The sequence below is a fragment of the Enterocloster aldenensis genome, from assembly GCF_003434055.1.
Taxonomy (GTDB): Bacteria; Bacillota; Clostridia; order Lachnospirales; family Lachnospiraceae; genus Enterocloster; species Enterocloster aldenensis.
Map to the genome: position 1 here is coordinate 66,540 of NZ_QVEX01000021.1, position 15,969 is coordinate 82,508.

The following is a 15,969-nucleotide window of genomic DNA, read 5'->3' on the forward strand; positions in this document are numbered from 1 at the left end:
ATGGTATTAAGAGATTGGCTTAAAGGACTGGAATATGAGTGCATCAGGGGCAGCCTGGACACGGAAGTGTCGGAAGTGGTATATGACTCCAGAAAGGCTGCGCCGGGAGCGGTGTTTGTGTGCATGGCAGGAACCAGGGTGGATTCCCACCGGTTCGTGCCGGATGTATTAAAGGCCGGTGTCCGGGTGCTGGTGACAGAACGGGGGATTGAGGAAGAACTTGGGAAGGCGGCAGAGGAAAGCGGCCTGACGGAGAAGGAGCTGTCCCGGGTCACGGTCCTTCAGACCGGGGATGGACGGCACGCCCTGGCCCTTCTTTCAGCTGCCAGGTTTGACTATCCGGCGGCAAAGATGGTTACCATCGGCGTCACAGGCACCAAGGGTAAGACCACCACCACCCATATGATTAAGACAATCCTTGAGGCGGCAGGAAAAAAGGTGGGCATGATCGGCACCACAGGCACGGTGATTGGCGATAAGGTGACCCCGACCATGAATACCACCCCGGAATCCTGGCAGCTGCACCAGGCATTTGCACAGATGGCAGACAGCGGCTGCCAGTATATGATCATGGAGGTTTCCTCCCAGGGCATCAAGATGCACCGGGTGGATGGGATTACCTTTGATTACGGTATTTTCACCAACATTTCCCCGGACCATATCGGGCCGGATGAACATGCGGATTTTGCGGAATACCTGTACTGTAAATCCAGGCTCCTGAATATGTGCAGGATTGGACTTGTAAACCGGAATGACAGCCATTTTGAGGATATTGTAAGGGACGCGGACTGTGAGCTTTATACCTATAGCGTGACGGAAGAAAGGGGCGGACTTCACGGAAGTGGGGAGTCCGGGGCTGATTTTACGGCTTCAGATGTCCGTTATGTGTCCCGGCCGGATTTTGTGGGCACTGAATTTGATGTGAAGGGCAGGTATGAGATGGATGTCCGCCTTGGGATCCCGGGACTTTTCAATGTGGATAATGCCCTGGCAGCAGTCAGCGTGTGCAGCTTCCTGGGACTTAAGAAGGAATGTGTGGGCCATGCCCTGGAGCATATCCGCGTCAATGGCCGCATGGAAATCGTACACACCTCTGCCAGGTGCACCGTGCTGGTGGACTATGCCCACAATGCGGTAAGCATGGAGAGCCTGTTGACCACCCTGCGCCAGTATCATCCAAAGCGTCTGGTGGTGGTCTTTGGCTGCGGCGGGAACCGTTCCAAGGACCGCAGGTATACCATGGGTGAGATTGGCGGGCGGCTGGCTGATTTAAGCATCGTGACAGCGGATAATTCCCGCTATGAAAAGGTGGAGGACATCATAGCGGATATCAGGGGAAGCATTGAGAAGACCGGAGGCGCGTTCCTGGAGATACCTGACAGGCGGGAGGCCATTGAATACAGCATAAGCCATGCAATGCCCGGGGATATGATTGCGGTTATCGGCAAAGGACATGAAGACTACCAGGAAATCAACGGAGTACGCCACCATTTCCTGGACAGGGAAGTGATAGAAGAGGTGGTAGGAAAGCTGGGTGAAGAGGCATGAGTATGGATGGATTCACGTGCAGGGATTTAGTCCTGGCCACAGGCGGGACACTTCTTATGGGAAAGGAGGATACGCCCATCCGGCATATCAGCCTGGATTCCCGGAAGATGGAAGGGGAAGACCTCTTTGTCCCCATTATCGGTGAAAATGTGGATGCCCACGGATTTCTCTGCCAGGCCATCGGAAACGGGGCGGCCGCTGTATTCACCAGCCGCCACCGCCGGCCTGAGGAGGTAAGGGCAGATATCCTTAAACAGTGCGGGGAGGACGTATCCAGGATGGAAGCAGCCATGTCCGCTGCCTGGATTGGGGTGGAGGACACCAGACAGGCGCTTCAGGATTTCGGCATATACTGCAGGAGCCGCCAGAAGCTTCCGTTAGTGGGGATTACCGGCAGTGTGGGCAAGACCACCACCAGGGAGATGGTTGCGGCCGCCTTAAGCGCCGGTTTTACTGTCTATAAGACCCCGGGCAACAGCAACAGCCAGGTGGGGGTGCCCATCACCATTGCAGCGATTCCAAAGCAGGCACAGATCGGCGTCATTGAACTGGGCATGAGTGAACCCGGGGAAATGACAAAGATAGCCAGGATAGCCAGGGTGGACTGCGCTGTCATGACCAATATAGGCGTTACCCATATCGAACAGCTTGGATCAGTGGACAATATCCTTAAGGAGAAGCTGCACATCCAGGATGGGATGGCAGAAGACGGAAGCCTGATATTAAACGGGGACGACCGGTTATTAAAATCAGTAACCCCCATGGGGAACAGGAGAAAAATCCTTTACGGCATGACGGATGGCTGCCAGTACCGGGGGGAGGACCTGCACCTTGTAAACGGATATCCGGTGTTTACCGCGGTCCATGGGAATGAGAGGGTCACGGTCCGCCTGCGGGTCATGGGAAGCCATATGGTAAGCAATGCCCTGGCAGCCCTGGCAGTGGCACATGAATATGGGATACCCATGGAAGCTGCCGCTGCCAAGCTGGAGGAATTCGAGGGATTTAAAGGGCGCCAGCAGATCTTCACCCTGAAGGGCGGTATAACGGTCATCGACGACAGCTACAACGCAAGCCCTGTGTCCATGAAGGCCGGGCTGGAGGTCCTTGGTTCCATGGAGCCGGAGGGAAAAGGCCGGAAGATTGCAATCCTGGCCGATATGAAGGAACTGGGGCCGGATGCGCCCAGGTTCCACCGGGAAATCGGGGAATACATAGCAGGACATCCGGTGGACCAGGTCGTGCTTTTTGGCAGGCTGGCGGCTGAAATCGGACATGGGCTGGGCGCGTCCGCATCCCCGGTGCCAGTGGTGTCCTGTGAGGAACTGGAACAGGTGGGGCAGTGGCTTTATGAGAACCTGAAGCAGGGAGACTGTGTCCTGTTCAAAGGGTCCAACAGCATGAAGCTGTCACAGGCGGTCAGGGGGCTGGAAGAATGGAAAGGACGGGAAGGTTCTTAAGGTCCTTAAAATAGTTCCTGATGCAGTTTAAAGCAGTCTTTTCCTGGTCGCGCAGACTGGCTGTCCCGCGGTGGAGCAGGCATAGATACATTGTATTGGGATTCTGCTCTGTTTCAATGAGCGGTATTGCTTTAAAAAGATGATGGTCATCTCCGGGCGCGCTGCCGATGGCTAAACCGGGCAGGATGGCAGCCATGTTCTGGCTTAAGATGCTCCGCCTGATCAGGGCAATATTGCTAAAAATAGTGTAACGGTTGTCCGGTCCCAGGGTTTTAAGATAGACCGGACAGGTTTCCGACGCAACGTAGTGTTCTAACATGGCCAGGTCGATGTTCTGCAGTTCTTCCTGGGAAATCTGCTTCCTGGCTGCCAGAGGATGGTCCCTCCGCACCAGGAGATAAAAATGGTCGGTGTACAGGCAGTCTGTCCGGATCTGGTAACGGGATGCAATCATGCGGTAATTTTCCTGGCTTTCTTCTGTAAAATAAGTCAGGCCAAGATTACCGCTGTTTTTAATCAGGCAAGATCCCACGTCCATTCCCTTTACAATCTGGAATTCCAGCCTTCCCCTGGATTCCTGTTCCCAGAACAGCTGGTTGATGGGAACCGCCAGCGCGCTGTGGATACTGGGGGAGATGACGATGGACACGGGCTGGGTAAGAAGGGCGTTGACCGTGCTCAGCTTCTGTATATCCTCAAAACATCGATACATTTCTTCCATGAGGGCCAGGGCTTCCTCGCCTTCGGCGGTCACCTTCACACCCCCCTGTATTCTTTGGAACAGAGGGAATCCCAATTCTTTTTCCGCACCTTTCAGGATGGAGCTTAAAGTGGTGTGGCTCAGGTATAGTTTCCCGGCCGCGGATGAGATTGAGCGGCTGTGTCCGATTTCAATCAGATATTTAAGCTGTTCAATCTTCATGTGCAGCCTCCTCCTTGCCATTGTCTTTTTTCCGGCTGACTGCCCGGAAATATCTGCGGATACACGTGGCCAGGACTTCTTCCTGGTGTTTCAGCTTCCGGCCGCTGCAGGTTATCATGCAGAGATAGAGATGGTTTGGGTGTTCCGTGTTTTTTAAGGAAACCAGGGAAAAGTCCCTGATATCATCCGCAGATTCACCGCCAGCTGAAAATCCGGGGATAAAACCGACCATGCCCTGGTTTTGTATTGCCTGATACATGGCGCTCATATCTGCGAAGCTGGTGACGCCGGGACAGAGGGAGGGAAGGGAGCCAAGCACCATGTCATTCTTCATCAGTTTAATGGTGGCCAGCCGTTCCAGGGGAATGGAACGGGCATCGATTTCCCTGAGCCCGGCCAGCGGGTGGTTCCTGGATACAAGAAGGTAAAGGCTGTCTTCCAGCAGCGGTTTGATGGTAAGGGCCGGATTCCCGCTGCTGTGCCCTGAATGGCGGATGGCGTCTTCGGACAGGTAAAGCAGGCCTATATTTGCCCTGTGCTCCAAAATAAAACCAGGGATATCCTCGCTGGAACATTCCTCCAGGGACAGGCCGCCCGGTATATTGAAACGATAGAACTGCTCCAGGAGGGGGATGGACAGGCGCACGGAAATGGTGGGCGCCATCAGCACATTGATGGACGGGGCTCCGGCCGTTGTGCGGCGTTTCAGCGCCATCAGCTTTTCATACTGTAAATTGATTTCCCAGGCAAGGGTCATGAATTTTTCTCCTGCTGAGGTGGTCAGCACGCCTTCGGGCGCCCTCTGGAAAATCTGGAACCCAACTTCCTCCTCAGCCGCCTTAACAATGGCGCTCAGGGTTGTCTGGCCGATGTGAAGCTTACGGGAAGCGGCTGAGATGGAGTGGAACCTGTGGATTTCCAATAGATAGTGAAAATGTTCTAGTTTCATGAAAGCAGTGACCTCCATAAGTATCAGGATAAGTCCCAAAGTAAATATGAGAAAACCAACAGAGGACTGTACATCGTACAGTCCTCTTATTATCAGAGTTCCTTGTAGATATCCTCCATGTCCATACCCTCTGCAAAGCCCAGATTCCCAAGGGTGCGGCCGCCATTGATATAATCGCGGTCATTGATTGCACCGGCCACGCCTAAAAAGGAGCGGAGCACCGGCATATCAAGGCCGAGACGCCCGGCAGCGGAGAGGACGAAGGCGCCTCCGCAGCTGCAGTCTTCATGGAGATAACGATGATCTACGGCATTGGGGCCGTCCATATACTCATAGAATACATGAACCTCCGGGTGATTGTCAAGGTCCAGTACCTTGTCAATCATTCCGGTGGGATTGCCGTGAACCGTCAGGCCCATGGCTTCAATCACCTGCTTTCTTTCTTCGCTGATTTTCCGTATACAGCGGACCACAGAGGGGGTGAATGCATATTTGAACAAGGAAAACTGATTTCCCCTGCGGTCAATTTCAGGGGCGGACAGGACGGTGCTGGCAATGTGGTTGATTACATTGCCTGCATTGACCACGCCTTCAAATACATTCTTATTGGCAGTGTATTCCACTACGCCTTCTAATGCATCCAGCACCTTCTTTGTGTCAGAAGCGGGTAGGGATGCTGCCTTTCCCTTTAAGTTTAACGGCATGCCGACCGTGACCTCGGCAGGGGCGGAGAGACGGCAGGGACAGAAGTTGCCTTCCTTTTCTGTCAGGGTGACCTTTGCGGTAACCCCCATTTCTTTAAACACATCCCTGAAAATGAAGGAACCCAGATTTCCCGGAATTATAAGGATGTGCTGTCCATCCTTGACATAAGGGGCAATCCGGCGGGCAATTTCCTCATGGCGGTCTGAGGGAACATGGATAAAGATGGCCTCTGCATGTTCAACGGCTTCCTCTGGCTCCAATGTAATGTTTGCAGGCGTGCCGGTCCCGTGGACCTTGCCGCGCAGCTGGATGAACCCCATTTCTTTTACAGCATCCAGTTCCTTCTGGAAACGAACGTCATCATGGAATGTTACCTGAAAACCCCTCTGTGACATGATGGCAGCAACCGCATGGCCGGTGGAACCGGCTCCGATAACAGTAATATTCTGAATCATATTGAATTCCTCTCTTTCTTACACAATCTAATCATTTATCCCGCAATCAGCTGGGCGATGGAGAATACAACGGTAGTGGTTATAAGGATGAGCAGGGCGCCAAAGCAGACAACTTTGGTCCGCATGCCGGCGTCCGGTATCTCGCTCCGTCCATGGAAAATAGAGGCCGGGGCAGAGGCGCCGGGAAGGACAATCCCAATGTTGGCAATCCAGATCAGGGCAGCGCCCGCTATGACCGGGTTCATGCCCGCGGCCATCACAAAGGGGCTGACCACAGGAATCATGGCCCCGCCAAAGGCGATGTTGGACCCTATGTTGGTAAGGATCATCATCACGATAATGGTGAAGATTAATATAAACAGCGGACCCCTTCCTGCAAATAAGGGTTCGAATATTCCCGTAAGCCAGGGAAGGATCCCGGTTGCCTCGTTGGTCATGGCAGTTGCCAGGGGGATAGTGATTGCGCACATCATGATGACAGGCCAGCTGACAGCTGCGTCAGAGTGCTTGATATCATTGAACACAATGGCTGCCTTTTGGTCCCCCTCACCGCTGGGAAGGACCATCAGGATGGCGGAGCACAGGCAGTACAGGCCGCCCACGGTCAGGGTATTGTTAACGAAAACAGAAACCGGGTTTTTGGTAAATGTTCCGGCAAAAATGGACAGCAGCATGATGATTACATAAACAATGATGATGCGTTTGGCCCTGGGCCTTAAATGCTTGCTGTCCTCCCCCATTTTTTCCACGTCAAAGCCCTTCATGATGCTGAAATCCACTTTGAAAAGTTTGGCGCCAAGGATGACGTAGGCTGTCATCACGATAGTCCCCACCAGGCCGGTGAGAAGGAACATGAATCCCAGGTTGACGATTTCCCCGGTAACATCAGCCCAGGTTGTTGCCAGGCCCAGCATCCAGCTCTTATAGGGAATCATTCCTCCGCCCATGACCATGGACAAAAGAATGCCGCCAAAGCCGTAGTAGCGGAAGGTGCTGTCCTTGTCATAACCGCAGGAATCAGCAATATCCGTCCAGATGGCGTAGAGCAGCAGGGCCATGGCTATCTGGCTCAATACAATGGCGGACCACATGAAGATGAACATGAAGCACCATGTATAAAACAGCGGTTTTCCCTTAAATGCCTTCTGGGACAGGGACCAGCGGATGAACCATTTCCCAAAACCATATATTACAATGGCGCCGGCGGTAAAATACTGGGTGATGATCTGGAACACGGTAGAACTTCCCATGGTGGCGGATATGCCTGCATTCATGCTGCCCGGGAACCCGCTTAAGCCGTAAGCGATGAAGGCGAAAAGGGAGGGCCAGATGATCTCGCAGGTGGAATATCCGTAAATAACGCCCAGGAACGTGCCTAACAGCCTCATACCCATGGGGGTAAGGGTGGCAAAGGGCGGAAGGAAACCAAAGCCGAACATAAGAAACAGCGTGATGATGATGTGTACATACATCATAGGTGAATAACCTTTCTTCATACCAATCTTCTCCTTATTTTGAGTTGTATCACTTAATCTGTCATTTAATCCGTCCTGCACCCGGGGCAGGGTGCAAAGACGATGTTGCAAGGAGCAGGTTGGGGCTATTATATCATCTGTGCGGAAAAATAAAAGACATTCCAAAGAATCTGCCTGCACATTTCTTTGCTAATGGATACCAAAAATATCGGATGGCAAAAGGCGCAAAGGGTTGCTAGAATGATGGCAGGAGCAGACAGGGTCAGGGGCATGACTACAGGAAAGGAATGGGAAAAACGGATTATGTATGGTTGGAGAGCGAAAATCGGACTGATTACCCCAATGAGTGAGAATGCCGAGCATGCATTTCATATTTATGCACCGGAAGGGGTTTCCTTTGCATCAATGAAAATTAATTTCCCGGGGCCGACCCCGGAAGGACTTATGATTTTAACGGACCAGCTGGAGGAGACGGCTGCCAAATATAAAGGTTATGATGTGGACCTGGTGGTGTTCGGCTGTACATCCGGCAGCTGCATCAAGGGCGCCAACTGGGATAAGGAATGCATCCGCAGGATAGAAAAGGCCAGCAATATCCCGGGGCTTACCACCAGCACGGCGGTACTGGAGGCGTTCCAGGCGCTGGGAACAAAGAAGGCGGCTGTATTAACCCCGTATCCGGAGGCAACCAATGAGGCGGAAAAGAAGTTTTTAGAGGACAATGGATATGAGGTTACAAATATCATCGGCATGGACGTAAGTTATATACGCCGGGACGGACATAAGCTTGAGGAGGCGGATGAATATTTTCTCTACCGCAATGCCATCAACATGGATTTAAAGGGGGCAGACACCTTTTTCTTAAGCTGTATGGGCCTGACCACCATGGAAATCATTGATGATCTGGAGACCGCCCTTAAGATACCCGTGGTCACCAGCCATCAGGCAACTTTATGGAGCGCGCTGCGCCACTGCCGGGTAGGGGCAAAGCTTCCTAAAATGGGCAGACTGTTTACGCTGTAGAGGAGGAATGGGACATGTATAGTTTACGGGCAAGAATCGGTGTAATCGCCCCTTTGGACGATCAGGTGGAATATGCATTTAATAAATATGCCCCAGAAGGGGTTTCCTTTGACAGTACCCGGCTTTCCTTCCCGGGTCCGACGCCGGAGGGGCTAATCTATCTGTCGGACCAGCTGGAGGAAGCCGCAAGGATGTATCAGAAAAAGCGGCATGACGTGGTGCTTTTCGGCTGTACCTCAGGCAGCTGCATCAAAGGTTATGGATTTGATAAGGAGTGTATCGAACGGATTGAGAGGGCCTGCGGATGGCCGGGGCTGACCACCAGCACAGCGGTGTTGGAGGCTTTTAAGGCCCTGGGGCTTAACAGGACCGTGGTCATGACCCCGTATCCGGAAGAAACCAACGAGGCTGAGAAAAAGTTCCTGGAGGACAATGGAATCACGGTCACCTCCATTACAGGAGTGGGATTCAACAAGGTGGGTGAATACGCCCATCCGGGCAAGGCCTTTTTATACCGCCAGGCCAAGAAATTGAAAACAGAGGGGGCCGAGGTGTTTTTCTTAAGCTGTATGGGCCTGGCCACCATGGAACTGGTGGAAATCCTGGAGGAGGATCTTGGGATGCCGGTCATTACCAGCCATCAGGCCAGCCTGTGGTCCTGCCTGCGCCACTGCAGGGTGAATGATAAGATTGACGGGTTAGGCAGGCTGTTTACACTTTAGGTAACGGTCCGGACACCGGGAAAATAAACGTCCGGACAGTAACCAATATAGAGCCGCCCCACTAGGCTCGAAAGTACCTCGCCAAGTGGGGATGACATGTATCGCACGTAAGCGTCCAGGATACGGACGCTAAGTGCCCGTAACGAGGAGGATGGAAAATGGGTTTCAATGTTCATGAAATAACAACGGATAGGACGAAACAGCTGTGTCATTTTATTAAGACACTGAAGTACGAGGATATACCGCCGGCAGTCATTGAGCAGGCGAAGATGATGGTGATGCAGACCTGCGGCGTCAGCCTGTGCAGCGCGCAGTTAAAGCAGGTCAGGGATGCAATGGAGATATCCAAGGAAATGAGCCCGGGGGAACAGGGCTGCGCCACCCTTTGGGCGGACGGCAGGAAAGTAAGCTGGGAGGCAGCTGCTTTTACGGCAGGTACAATGGGCGATGCCCTGGACTGGGAGGATTGTTCCGTGACAGGGCATCCCTCCGCAGGTGTGATCCCGGCAGCAGTGATTGCCTCGGAGGTGCTGCACAAGAGCGGGAAGGAACTTCTGACCGCCGTGGTGGCTGGATACGAGGTGTACCAGCGGGTGGCGCTGGCAGGGAGGAGCAGCATTGCCAGCTACAATATCTTTGGAATCCTGCCGGTGCTTATGAAGCTTCTGGACCTGCCTGAAGAGAAGATGAACCAGGCCTTTGGCGTGGGAACCGCCTGCGCCATCATACCGGCCAATGTCCACGAAATCACCATGTCGGATTCCCTGAATTACCTGTACGGCTACCGCATGGAGAACTGCGTGACCATGATCAAGACCGCCTTAAATGGTATTGAAAACATGGAGGACGCTTTTGACGACCCTACCGCATACCTGGTCCACTGCGGGTATCAGGAACCGGAATGGCTTACAAAGGAACTGGGGACCCACTGGATGATGATGGATATGCTCCTGGTAAAGCACTGGCCGGCCAATGTATTTGTCCAGACCTATGCGGAGCTGGCCTCCCGTCTGGTGACCAAATATTCCTTTAACCCGGATGAGGTGGAGGAAATCATCATCCGCCCGTCCGTTGCCTTCCGCCACTGGTACAGTGAGACAGGATATGAGTCGCTGACACAGGCCCAGTTCTCCATTCCTTATGTGACGGCCTGCGCCATGTATCATCCGGAGCCGGGAGCGCTGTGGTATCAGCCTGAAACCATGAAGGATGGGCGGATCATCGCGCTGATGAACAAAGTAAAAGCAGACGGGTTTGTGAAGATGTCGGGAATGAAATTCATCAAGGACCTGATAGACGGCAGGCATCCGGAGAAGTTCATGATTGTGCGCTTAAAGGATGGGACCGAGTATACGGAGGGCGCCTTCACCCATCCGGGCCATCCGCGCTACATGCTGACAAGGGATGAGTTTAAGGAGCGTTTCCGTCTGGAAACAAAAAATATCCTGTCTAAGGAAAAAACAGAAGGCGCCATTGCGTGCATCTGCCATTTGGAGGAATGCCAGGATGCATCCGTGCTTCCCGGTTTCTTCTATTAATCCGGCGTTTCAGTTTTAATCATCCGGCCACTGCGGGAAGCGGTCAAAAGACCCGGCTCCATGTCAGTGGAATGAATTGCACGTCAGCGCAAAAACAGGCGCTGCGTGTTTATGGCGAGTCACTGCACTAAGCCCGTGAAAGACCTCGCTAAGTGCCAGTGACATGTATCGCACGTAAGCGCCTAAAAGGCAGGTGCTAAGTGCTCATAACGAGGAGGTACAAGTATGCGGTATAACCGGTTATATAAAGACAATGATTTCCTTACTCCAACTACATATACCCAGGAGCTGTCGGAGTACGCGGAACAATTATCCTATGAGGACATCCCGCCGGAGGTGGTGGAGCGGGCCAAGATGATCCTGCTTCAGACCATTGGCGCGGCCCTGGCTGCCAAGGAAACCCCCATTGCGGAAAAAGCAGTGAAGATGGCCAGGGAGGCCAACGGCGGCCCCGGCGGCCCTGCAACGGTCTGGGGAATGGATGAGAAGATGGCTGCGGTCAATGCAGCCCTTGTCCTGGGAACCATCAGCGATGCCCTGGACTGGGAGGACTGCTCCTGGACCGGTCATCCGGCGGCCGGGGTGATTCCCTGCGCATGGCTGGCAGCAGAGGAAAAGCATAAAAGCGGCAAGGAGCTGATCACGGCCATTGTAGCCGGGTATGAGGTATATCAGCGCATTGCCATGGCGGTCCAGCCATCGGACGAACGATGGAAGACAAAGGGCTGGGGATTGACCAGCTGGCAGATATTTGCCTGTATCCTGCCGGTTGCCAAGATTTACGGACTGGATGCCAGGAAAATCAACCAGGCCATCGGAATGGGCTGTGAGTGCAGTACCCTGCCGGTTGCCTACCATGCAACCACCATGTCGGATTTCTATCACTATGAGCACGGCTACCGGGCCAGGGACGGATTCCTGATTGCCAAGTCCGTGGAGAAAGGGATCCATAACCAGAGGGATGCCCTGGATGAACCCAGGTGCTACACCGGGGTCATATGCGGGAATGACGGTTCCAATGGTTCAGCCGATACCACAATCAGATCCGGGGAGGCCGACCTGTCCTGGCTGACCAAGGAGCTGGGGGAGCGGTACCTGATCATGGATACACTGCTTAAGCACTGGCCGGCCAACATGTGGGTGCAGACCCCGGTGGAACTGGTGAACGGCATGGCGCAGGAACATGGATTTGGACCAGATGATATTGAGGAAATCATCCTGGACCCGCCCATCCGCAACCGCATGTGGGCTCCGGATGAAGGCTTTACATCCGTAACCCACGCCCAGTTCTCAGCCCCCTATGTTATTGCCACCATGCTGCTGCACCCCGAGCCCGGCGCCTACTGGTATACGCCGGAAATGATGAAGGACAGGGAAGTCATTGCACTGGCTAAGAGGGTGAAGCCCGGAACCTCTCCCGAGGATTCGCCAATGACAGGCTTTAAGCAGTTTCGGAACGGTTCCTATCCCATGAAGACAATCACGGTTACGTTAAAGGACGGGCGGACCTTTAACGGGTCCATGGACTGCCACCCGGGCCATCCGGCTAATATGATGGGGCGCGGCGAGTTTGTAAGCAGGTTCCGTATCCAGGCAGCCCCTGTGCTTCAGGGAGAAAAACTGGAGCAGGTCATTGAGACAATCTGCAATATTGAACATGTGGACGATATTGCTTCTGTCAGCGGAATGCTTGCTTAAGCGGAGGACTTTATGAAGAAAATAGCCATTATCGGTTTTGGCGGCGCTGGTTACAGCGCTGCCAGGGAAATACGCAGACTGGATCCCCGGGCTGTCATTGATGTGTATTCGGATACGGATACAGGCCCATACAACCCCATGCTGACAACCTATTATGTGAAGGATTCCCTTCCATATGAAGGGATGTTTCCCTTCGGGACCCTGGAGGAAATCGCAGGAACCCTTGATTTGAACGTGAACTGCCGGACGCCGGTGACAGGGCTGGTTCCCGGTGAGCGCAAAATAATGCTTTCAGACGGCAGACGGAAAGTTTATGATGAAATATTAATCAGCACAGGGGCGTCTGCCGTCATGCCACCTGTCCCCGGAATCACACTGCCAGGCGTATTTAAGATGAGGACCATGGAGGACGCCGTGGATTTTAAGCAGAAGCTGGACTCAGGAAAGGTGCGCGGCTGTGTGGTGATAGGCGCATCCTGGGTGGGAATCAAGGTGGTGGAGGACTTAAGGGCCAGAAACATTGCCTGCACCCTGGTGGACGGAGCGCCCTGGATGTTTTATACCGCTGCATTTGAAGAAACCGCCCGCAGGGTCCGGGCAGACCTGGAACAAAAGGGGGTGGCCGTGTCCTGCGGCCAGATGCTCTCAGCCATTGAAAGGGAAGAGGATGGGCGCCTGACAGCTGTCATGGAAAGCAAAAGCCGGTTTACGGCTGATTTGATTGCTGTGTGTGTGGGCGTGCGGGCCAATACTGGGTTTGTACGGGACAGCGGCCTTGCAATGGGACGGGCAATTGTGGTGGATTCCCGGATGCGGACCAACTATGACGGGATTTATGCGGCCGGGGACTGCTGCGAGGCCATTGATACCCAAAGCGGGAAAACCAGAAACATAGGGGTATGGTTTAATGCCGTCAGACAGGGACGCACGGCCGGGGCAAACATGGCCGGCGTTCCAATGGAATTTGACGCCAATGTGCTTGTGAATCTGGCTCATTATCTGGACTATGATTTTATCAGCATTGGGGACATCAGCGCCTGCGGCCCGGAGGACCTGGTTTATGAATACGAGGATGAGACATATTATATCCGCGGGACAAAAAACAAGGGCAGGATCCGGTGTATCAATGTCATTAACTCTTCGGACAGCAATGGCCTGTTAAAAAGTATTTTCATCAAATCACTTAAAAGCCCGGAAGCGGGTCTGGATGTCCAGAGCATCTGTTATCTGATGGATAAGGGCTTTCCGGCAGGTTTTATAGAATATTTAGGAGGAAAATCCGTTGACTGAACTTGAGAAAAAGATAAAGGCAAAGATACCGGGCGAAGATACCGGGATTGAAATAAAACATTCCCTGTGCGCGGTCTGCAGTCCGGGCCATCACTGCGGTGTTGACTGCTATGTGAAAGACGGGGAAATCATCCGGGTGGAGGGTACGCCGGAGCATCCCTATAACCACGGTAGGCTGTGTACAAAAGGTTCCGCGCTTAGGAACTACATTTACAGGGAAGACCGCATCAGGACGCCCTTAAGGCGCGTGGGGGAAAGAGGGGAAGGCAGATTTGAACCAATCAGCTGGGACGAGGCGTACCGGATTATTGCAGAAAAGCTGAATCAGGTAAAGGAAACCTATTCCCCGCATTCCGTGGCGTTCTTCAGCGGTTACTGCAAGTGGTACCGTCCTATTTTCCACCGCTTTGCCCATGTGTTCGGAAGCGTTAATTTTGGTACGGATGACAGCACCTGCAGCGCCTCAAAGGTAATCGCGGACAAGGTGACCGCAGGATGCGGCGCAGGACCTGACATGGGCCATGCCAATACATTTTTAGGCTGGAATTACGATGGCTATTATTCCGCCCATCTCTCCGTGGCAGGTGTGCAGAAACTGCGGGAGAGGGGAGGGAAGGTAATCATCATCGATATACGGGATACCCCGGCATCCAGGAACCTGGCGGATATTTTCCTGAAAATCAATCCTGGTACCGATGGGGCGCTGGCCTTAGGTATGGCAAAGCTGATTATTGACAATGGCTGGGCGGACCTGGAATACATTGAGAAATATACATACGGTTTTGACCAGTATAAAGAACTGGCGGACCAGTATCCTCTGGACAGGGTAAGCAAGATTACGGGTCTTGATCCCGGCCTGATTTATGAGGCGGCAAAGCTTTATGCCACAAACGGACCGGCCTGTACCAACTATTCCGCATCCGCCCTGGTCCATCACATTAACGGTTTTAACTCCCACCGGGCCATCCTTTGCCTGTCCGCCCTTACCGGCAATTTTGACAGGGCGGGCGGCAATGTACCTAATCCGCCCACCTACCTGCATAAACCTGCAGGCTTTAAGGTCAGGGAGCATGCGTTCAGGTCCGACCGTTATCCCAAGGATGGGGAGCGTATCGGGGCACGGCGGTTCCCTCTGTGGAATGCCCAGTTTGATGAATTCCAGGCAATGGACCTGCTGCGCCAGCTGGAGGAGGGGACGCCCTATCCTGTAAAGGCTATCTTTGCGATGGGAATGAACGCCAAAATGTTTCCTGAGACAGATAAGCTTCTTGCTGCCATGAAGGATAAGCTGGATTTCTTTGTGGACACAGACATGTTCATGACTATGACGGCCAAATATGCGGATATTGTCCTGCCGGCCTGTTCCTCGGTTGAGCGGGGGGAGTTAAAGGCGTATCAGGGAGGTTACCTGACCTTTACAAAACCGGTAATCCCGCCCCTTTATGAGTCTAAATCCGATGTGGATATCCTGTGCGGCCTGGCCCGCGTCATGGACCTGGATGACCCGTACCTGAAGGCTGGTTATGAGGCGTCGGCAGACTGGATGATTGATGGCTGCGGACTGACGGTTGCGGACTTAAAGGCAAGTGACCTGCCTGTGAAGGTACCTGCCGCCAAATGGCCTGTCAAGCCCGGAAACTGCCTGGAAAACGGATTTAAGACCGCCACAGGTAAGTTTGAGTTTTATTCAACTGCCATTGCATCCATCGATCCTGCCTTTGGCCTGAATCCGCTGCCGGATTACCGGGATTCACTGGAAGACCAGAATGACCCTGAGACAAAGGAGAAATATCCATTCTATCTCTGCACCGGCGCAAGGCTGGCCCATGCCATCCATTCCAGGGCCCATGAAACCCCGTGGCTGCGGAGTATCCGGCCCGATCCTACCTGCGAGATACACAGGGAGGATGCCAGGAGGCTGGGAATCAGGGAAGGGGACAGGGTTTCATTATCCAGCCCTTACGGAGAAATCTTCATGAAAGCCAAGCTCACAGGAAAGACAAAGCCAGGCGTCATCCTGACGCTCCACGGTTATACGGAGGCCAATGTAAACGAACTCATAGGACGCAATCATGTGGATCCCTATTCCGGATTTCCCGGATTCAAGGGAATGCGCTGCAATATCCGCAAATGCCAGGAGGTTGAAGAGTGAAAAATAAAGTGAATTTTTGGGCGCACTTATAT

12 protein-coding genes are annotated in these 15,969 nt (G+C 53.3%); 8 read left to right on the forward strand and 4 right to left on the reverse strand.

From position 1 onward, the window contains the following. Window positions 1-1,548, forward strand: a complete 1,548-nt coding sequence (locus DWX59_RS25425) for a UDP-N-acetylmuramoyl-L-alanyl-D-glutamate--2,6-diaminopimelate ligase (RefSeq protein ID WP_117562926.1) — start codon at window positions 1-3, stop codon at window positions 1,546-1,548. A gap of 2 nt (window positions 1,549-1,550) precedes the next feature. Continuing rightward, window positions 1,551-3,008 (forward strand): UDP-N-acetylmuramoyl-tripeptide--D-alanyl-D-alanine ligase, encoded by a 1,458-nt coding sequence (locus tag DWX59_RS25430; protein ID WP_117562928.1) that lies wholly within the window; start codon window positions 1,551-1,553, stop codon window positions 3,006-3,008. On the opposite strand, the gene DWX59_RS25435 is transcribed toward DWX59_RS25430, so the two are convergent. From DWX59_RS25435 to DWX59_RS25450, 4 genes are all read right to left on the reverse strand, one after another. Beyond that, window positions 2,968-3,930: a LysR family transcriptional regulator gene (locus DWX59_RS25435; RefSeq protein WP_165642415.1), complete on the reverse strand. Its 963-nt coding sequence runs from the start codon at window positions 3,928-3,930 to the stop codon at window positions 2,968-2,970. The two genes, DWX59_RS25430 and DWX59_RS25435, sit on opposite strands and share 41 nt — an antisense overlap. Next, entirely contained in the window at window positions 3,920-4,879 is a 960-nt protein-coding gene (locus DWX59_RS25440; RefSeq protein WP_166460307.1) for a LysR family transcriptional regulator, read from the reverse strand. The genes DWX59_RS25435 and DWX59_RS25440 overlap by 11 nt, the downstream gene beginning before the upstream one ends. Window positions 4,880-4,971: 92 nt before the next feature. Beyond that, window positions 4,972-6,039 (reverse strand): NAD/NADP octopine/nopaline dehydrogenase family protein, encoded by a 1,068-nt coding sequence (locus DWX59_RS25445; protein WP_117562945.1) that lies wholly within the window; start codon window positions 6,037-6,039, stop codon window positions 4,972-4,974. 35 nt (window positions 6,040-6,074) lie between these two features. Next, on the reverse strand, window positions 6,075-7,535 hold the full coding sequence (locus tag DWX59_RS25450; protein WP_117562946.1) for an SLC13 family permease: 1,461 nt from the start codon (window positions 7,533-7,535) through the stop codon (window positions 6,075-6,077). A gap of 219 nt (window positions 7,536-7,754) precedes the next feature. Between DWX59_RS25450 and DWX59_RS25455 the strand changes: the two genes are divergently transcribed. The 6 genes from DWX59_RS25455 (at window position 7,755) to DWX59_RS25480 (ending at window position 15,937) form a co-directional block, all read left to right on the forward strand. Further along, window positions 7,755-8,537, forward strand: coding sequence for a maleate cis-trans isomerase family protein (locus DWX59_RS25455; protein ID WP_227115678.1), 783 nt, complete (start codon window positions 7,755-7,757; stop codon window positions 8,535-8,537). Window positions 8,538-8,551: 14 nt separating this feature from the next. Further along, a complete protein-coding gene (locus DWX59_RS25460; protein WP_117562947.1) occupies window positions 8,552-9,259 on the forward strand; it encodes a maleate cis-trans isomerase family protein in 708 nt (235 codons plus the stop codon). Between the two features lie 158 nt (window positions 9,260-9,417). Beyond that, a complete protein-coding gene (locus DWX59_RS25465) occupies window positions 9,418-10,797 on the forward strand; it encodes an MmgE/PrpD family protein (protein WP_117562948.1) in 1,380 nt (459 codons plus the stop codon). Window positions 10,798-11,022: 225 nt separating this feature from the next. Continuing rightward, window positions 11,023-12,495 (forward strand): MmgE/PrpD family protein, encoded by a 1,473-nt coding sequence (locus DWX59_RS25470; protein ID WP_117562949.1) that lies wholly within the window; start codon window positions 11,023-11,025, stop codon window positions 12,493-12,495. Window positions 12,496-12,507: 12 nt separating this feature from the next. Continuing rightward, a complete protein-coding gene (locus DWX59_RS25475) occupies window positions 12,508-13,785 on the forward strand; it encodes an NAD(P)/FAD-dependent oxidoreductase (RefSeq protein ID WP_117562951.1) in 1,278 nt (425 codons plus the stop codon). Further along, window positions 13,778-15,937, forward strand: coding sequence for a molybdopterin-containing oxidoreductase family protein (locus tag DWX59_RS25480; RefSeq protein WP_117562953.1), 2,160 nt, complete (start codon window positions 13,778-13,780; stop codon window positions 15,935-15,937). The genes DWX59_RS25475 and DWX59_RS25480 overlap by 8 nt, the downstream gene beginning before the upstream one ends. Window positions 15,938-15,969: the final 32 nt, after the last annotated feature.

Coding starts and splice junctions, on each gene's coding strand:
- DWX59_RS25425 (WP_117562926.1), top strand. CDS start 1: ATGGTATTAAGAGATTGGCTTAAAGGACTGGAATATGAGTGCATCAGG.
- DWX59_RS25430 (WP_117562928.1), top strand. CDS start 1,551: ATGGATGGATTCACGTGCAGGGATTTAGTCCTGGCCACAGGCGGGACA.
- DWX59_RS25435 (WP_165642415.1), bottom strand. CDS start 3,930: ATGAAGATTGAACAGCTTAAATATCTGATTGAAATCGGACACAGCCGC.
- DWX59_RS25440 (WP_166460307.1), bottom strand. CDS start 4,879: ATGAAACTAGAACATTTTCACTATCTATTGGAAATCCACAGGTTCCAC.
- DWX59_RS25445 (WP_117562945.1), bottom strand. CDS start 6,039: ATGATTCAGAATATTACTGTTATCGGAGCCGGTTCCACCGGCCATGCG.
- DWX59_RS25450 (WP_117562946.1), bottom strand. CDS start 7,535: ATGAAGAAAGGTTATTCACCTATGATGTATGTACACATCATCATCACG.
- DWX59_RS25455 (WP_227115678.1), top strand. CDS start 7,755: ATGATGGCAGGAGCAGACAGGGTCAGGGGCATGACTACAGGAAAGGAA.
- DWX59_RS25460 (WP_117562947.1), top strand. CDS start 8,552: ATGTATAGTTTACGGGCAAGAATCGGTGTAATCGCCCCTTTGGACGAT.
- DWX59_RS25465 (WP_117562948.1), top strand. CDS start 9,418: ATGGGTTTCAATGTTCATGAAATAACAACGGATAGGACGAAACAGCTG.
- DWX59_RS25470 (WP_117562949.1), top strand. CDS start 11,023: ATGCGGTATAACCGGTTATATAAAGACAATGATTTCCTTACTCCAACT.
- DWX59_RS25475 (WP_117562951.1), top strand. CDS start 12,508: ATGAAGAAAATAGCCATTATCGGTTTTGGCGGCGCTGGTTACAGCGCT.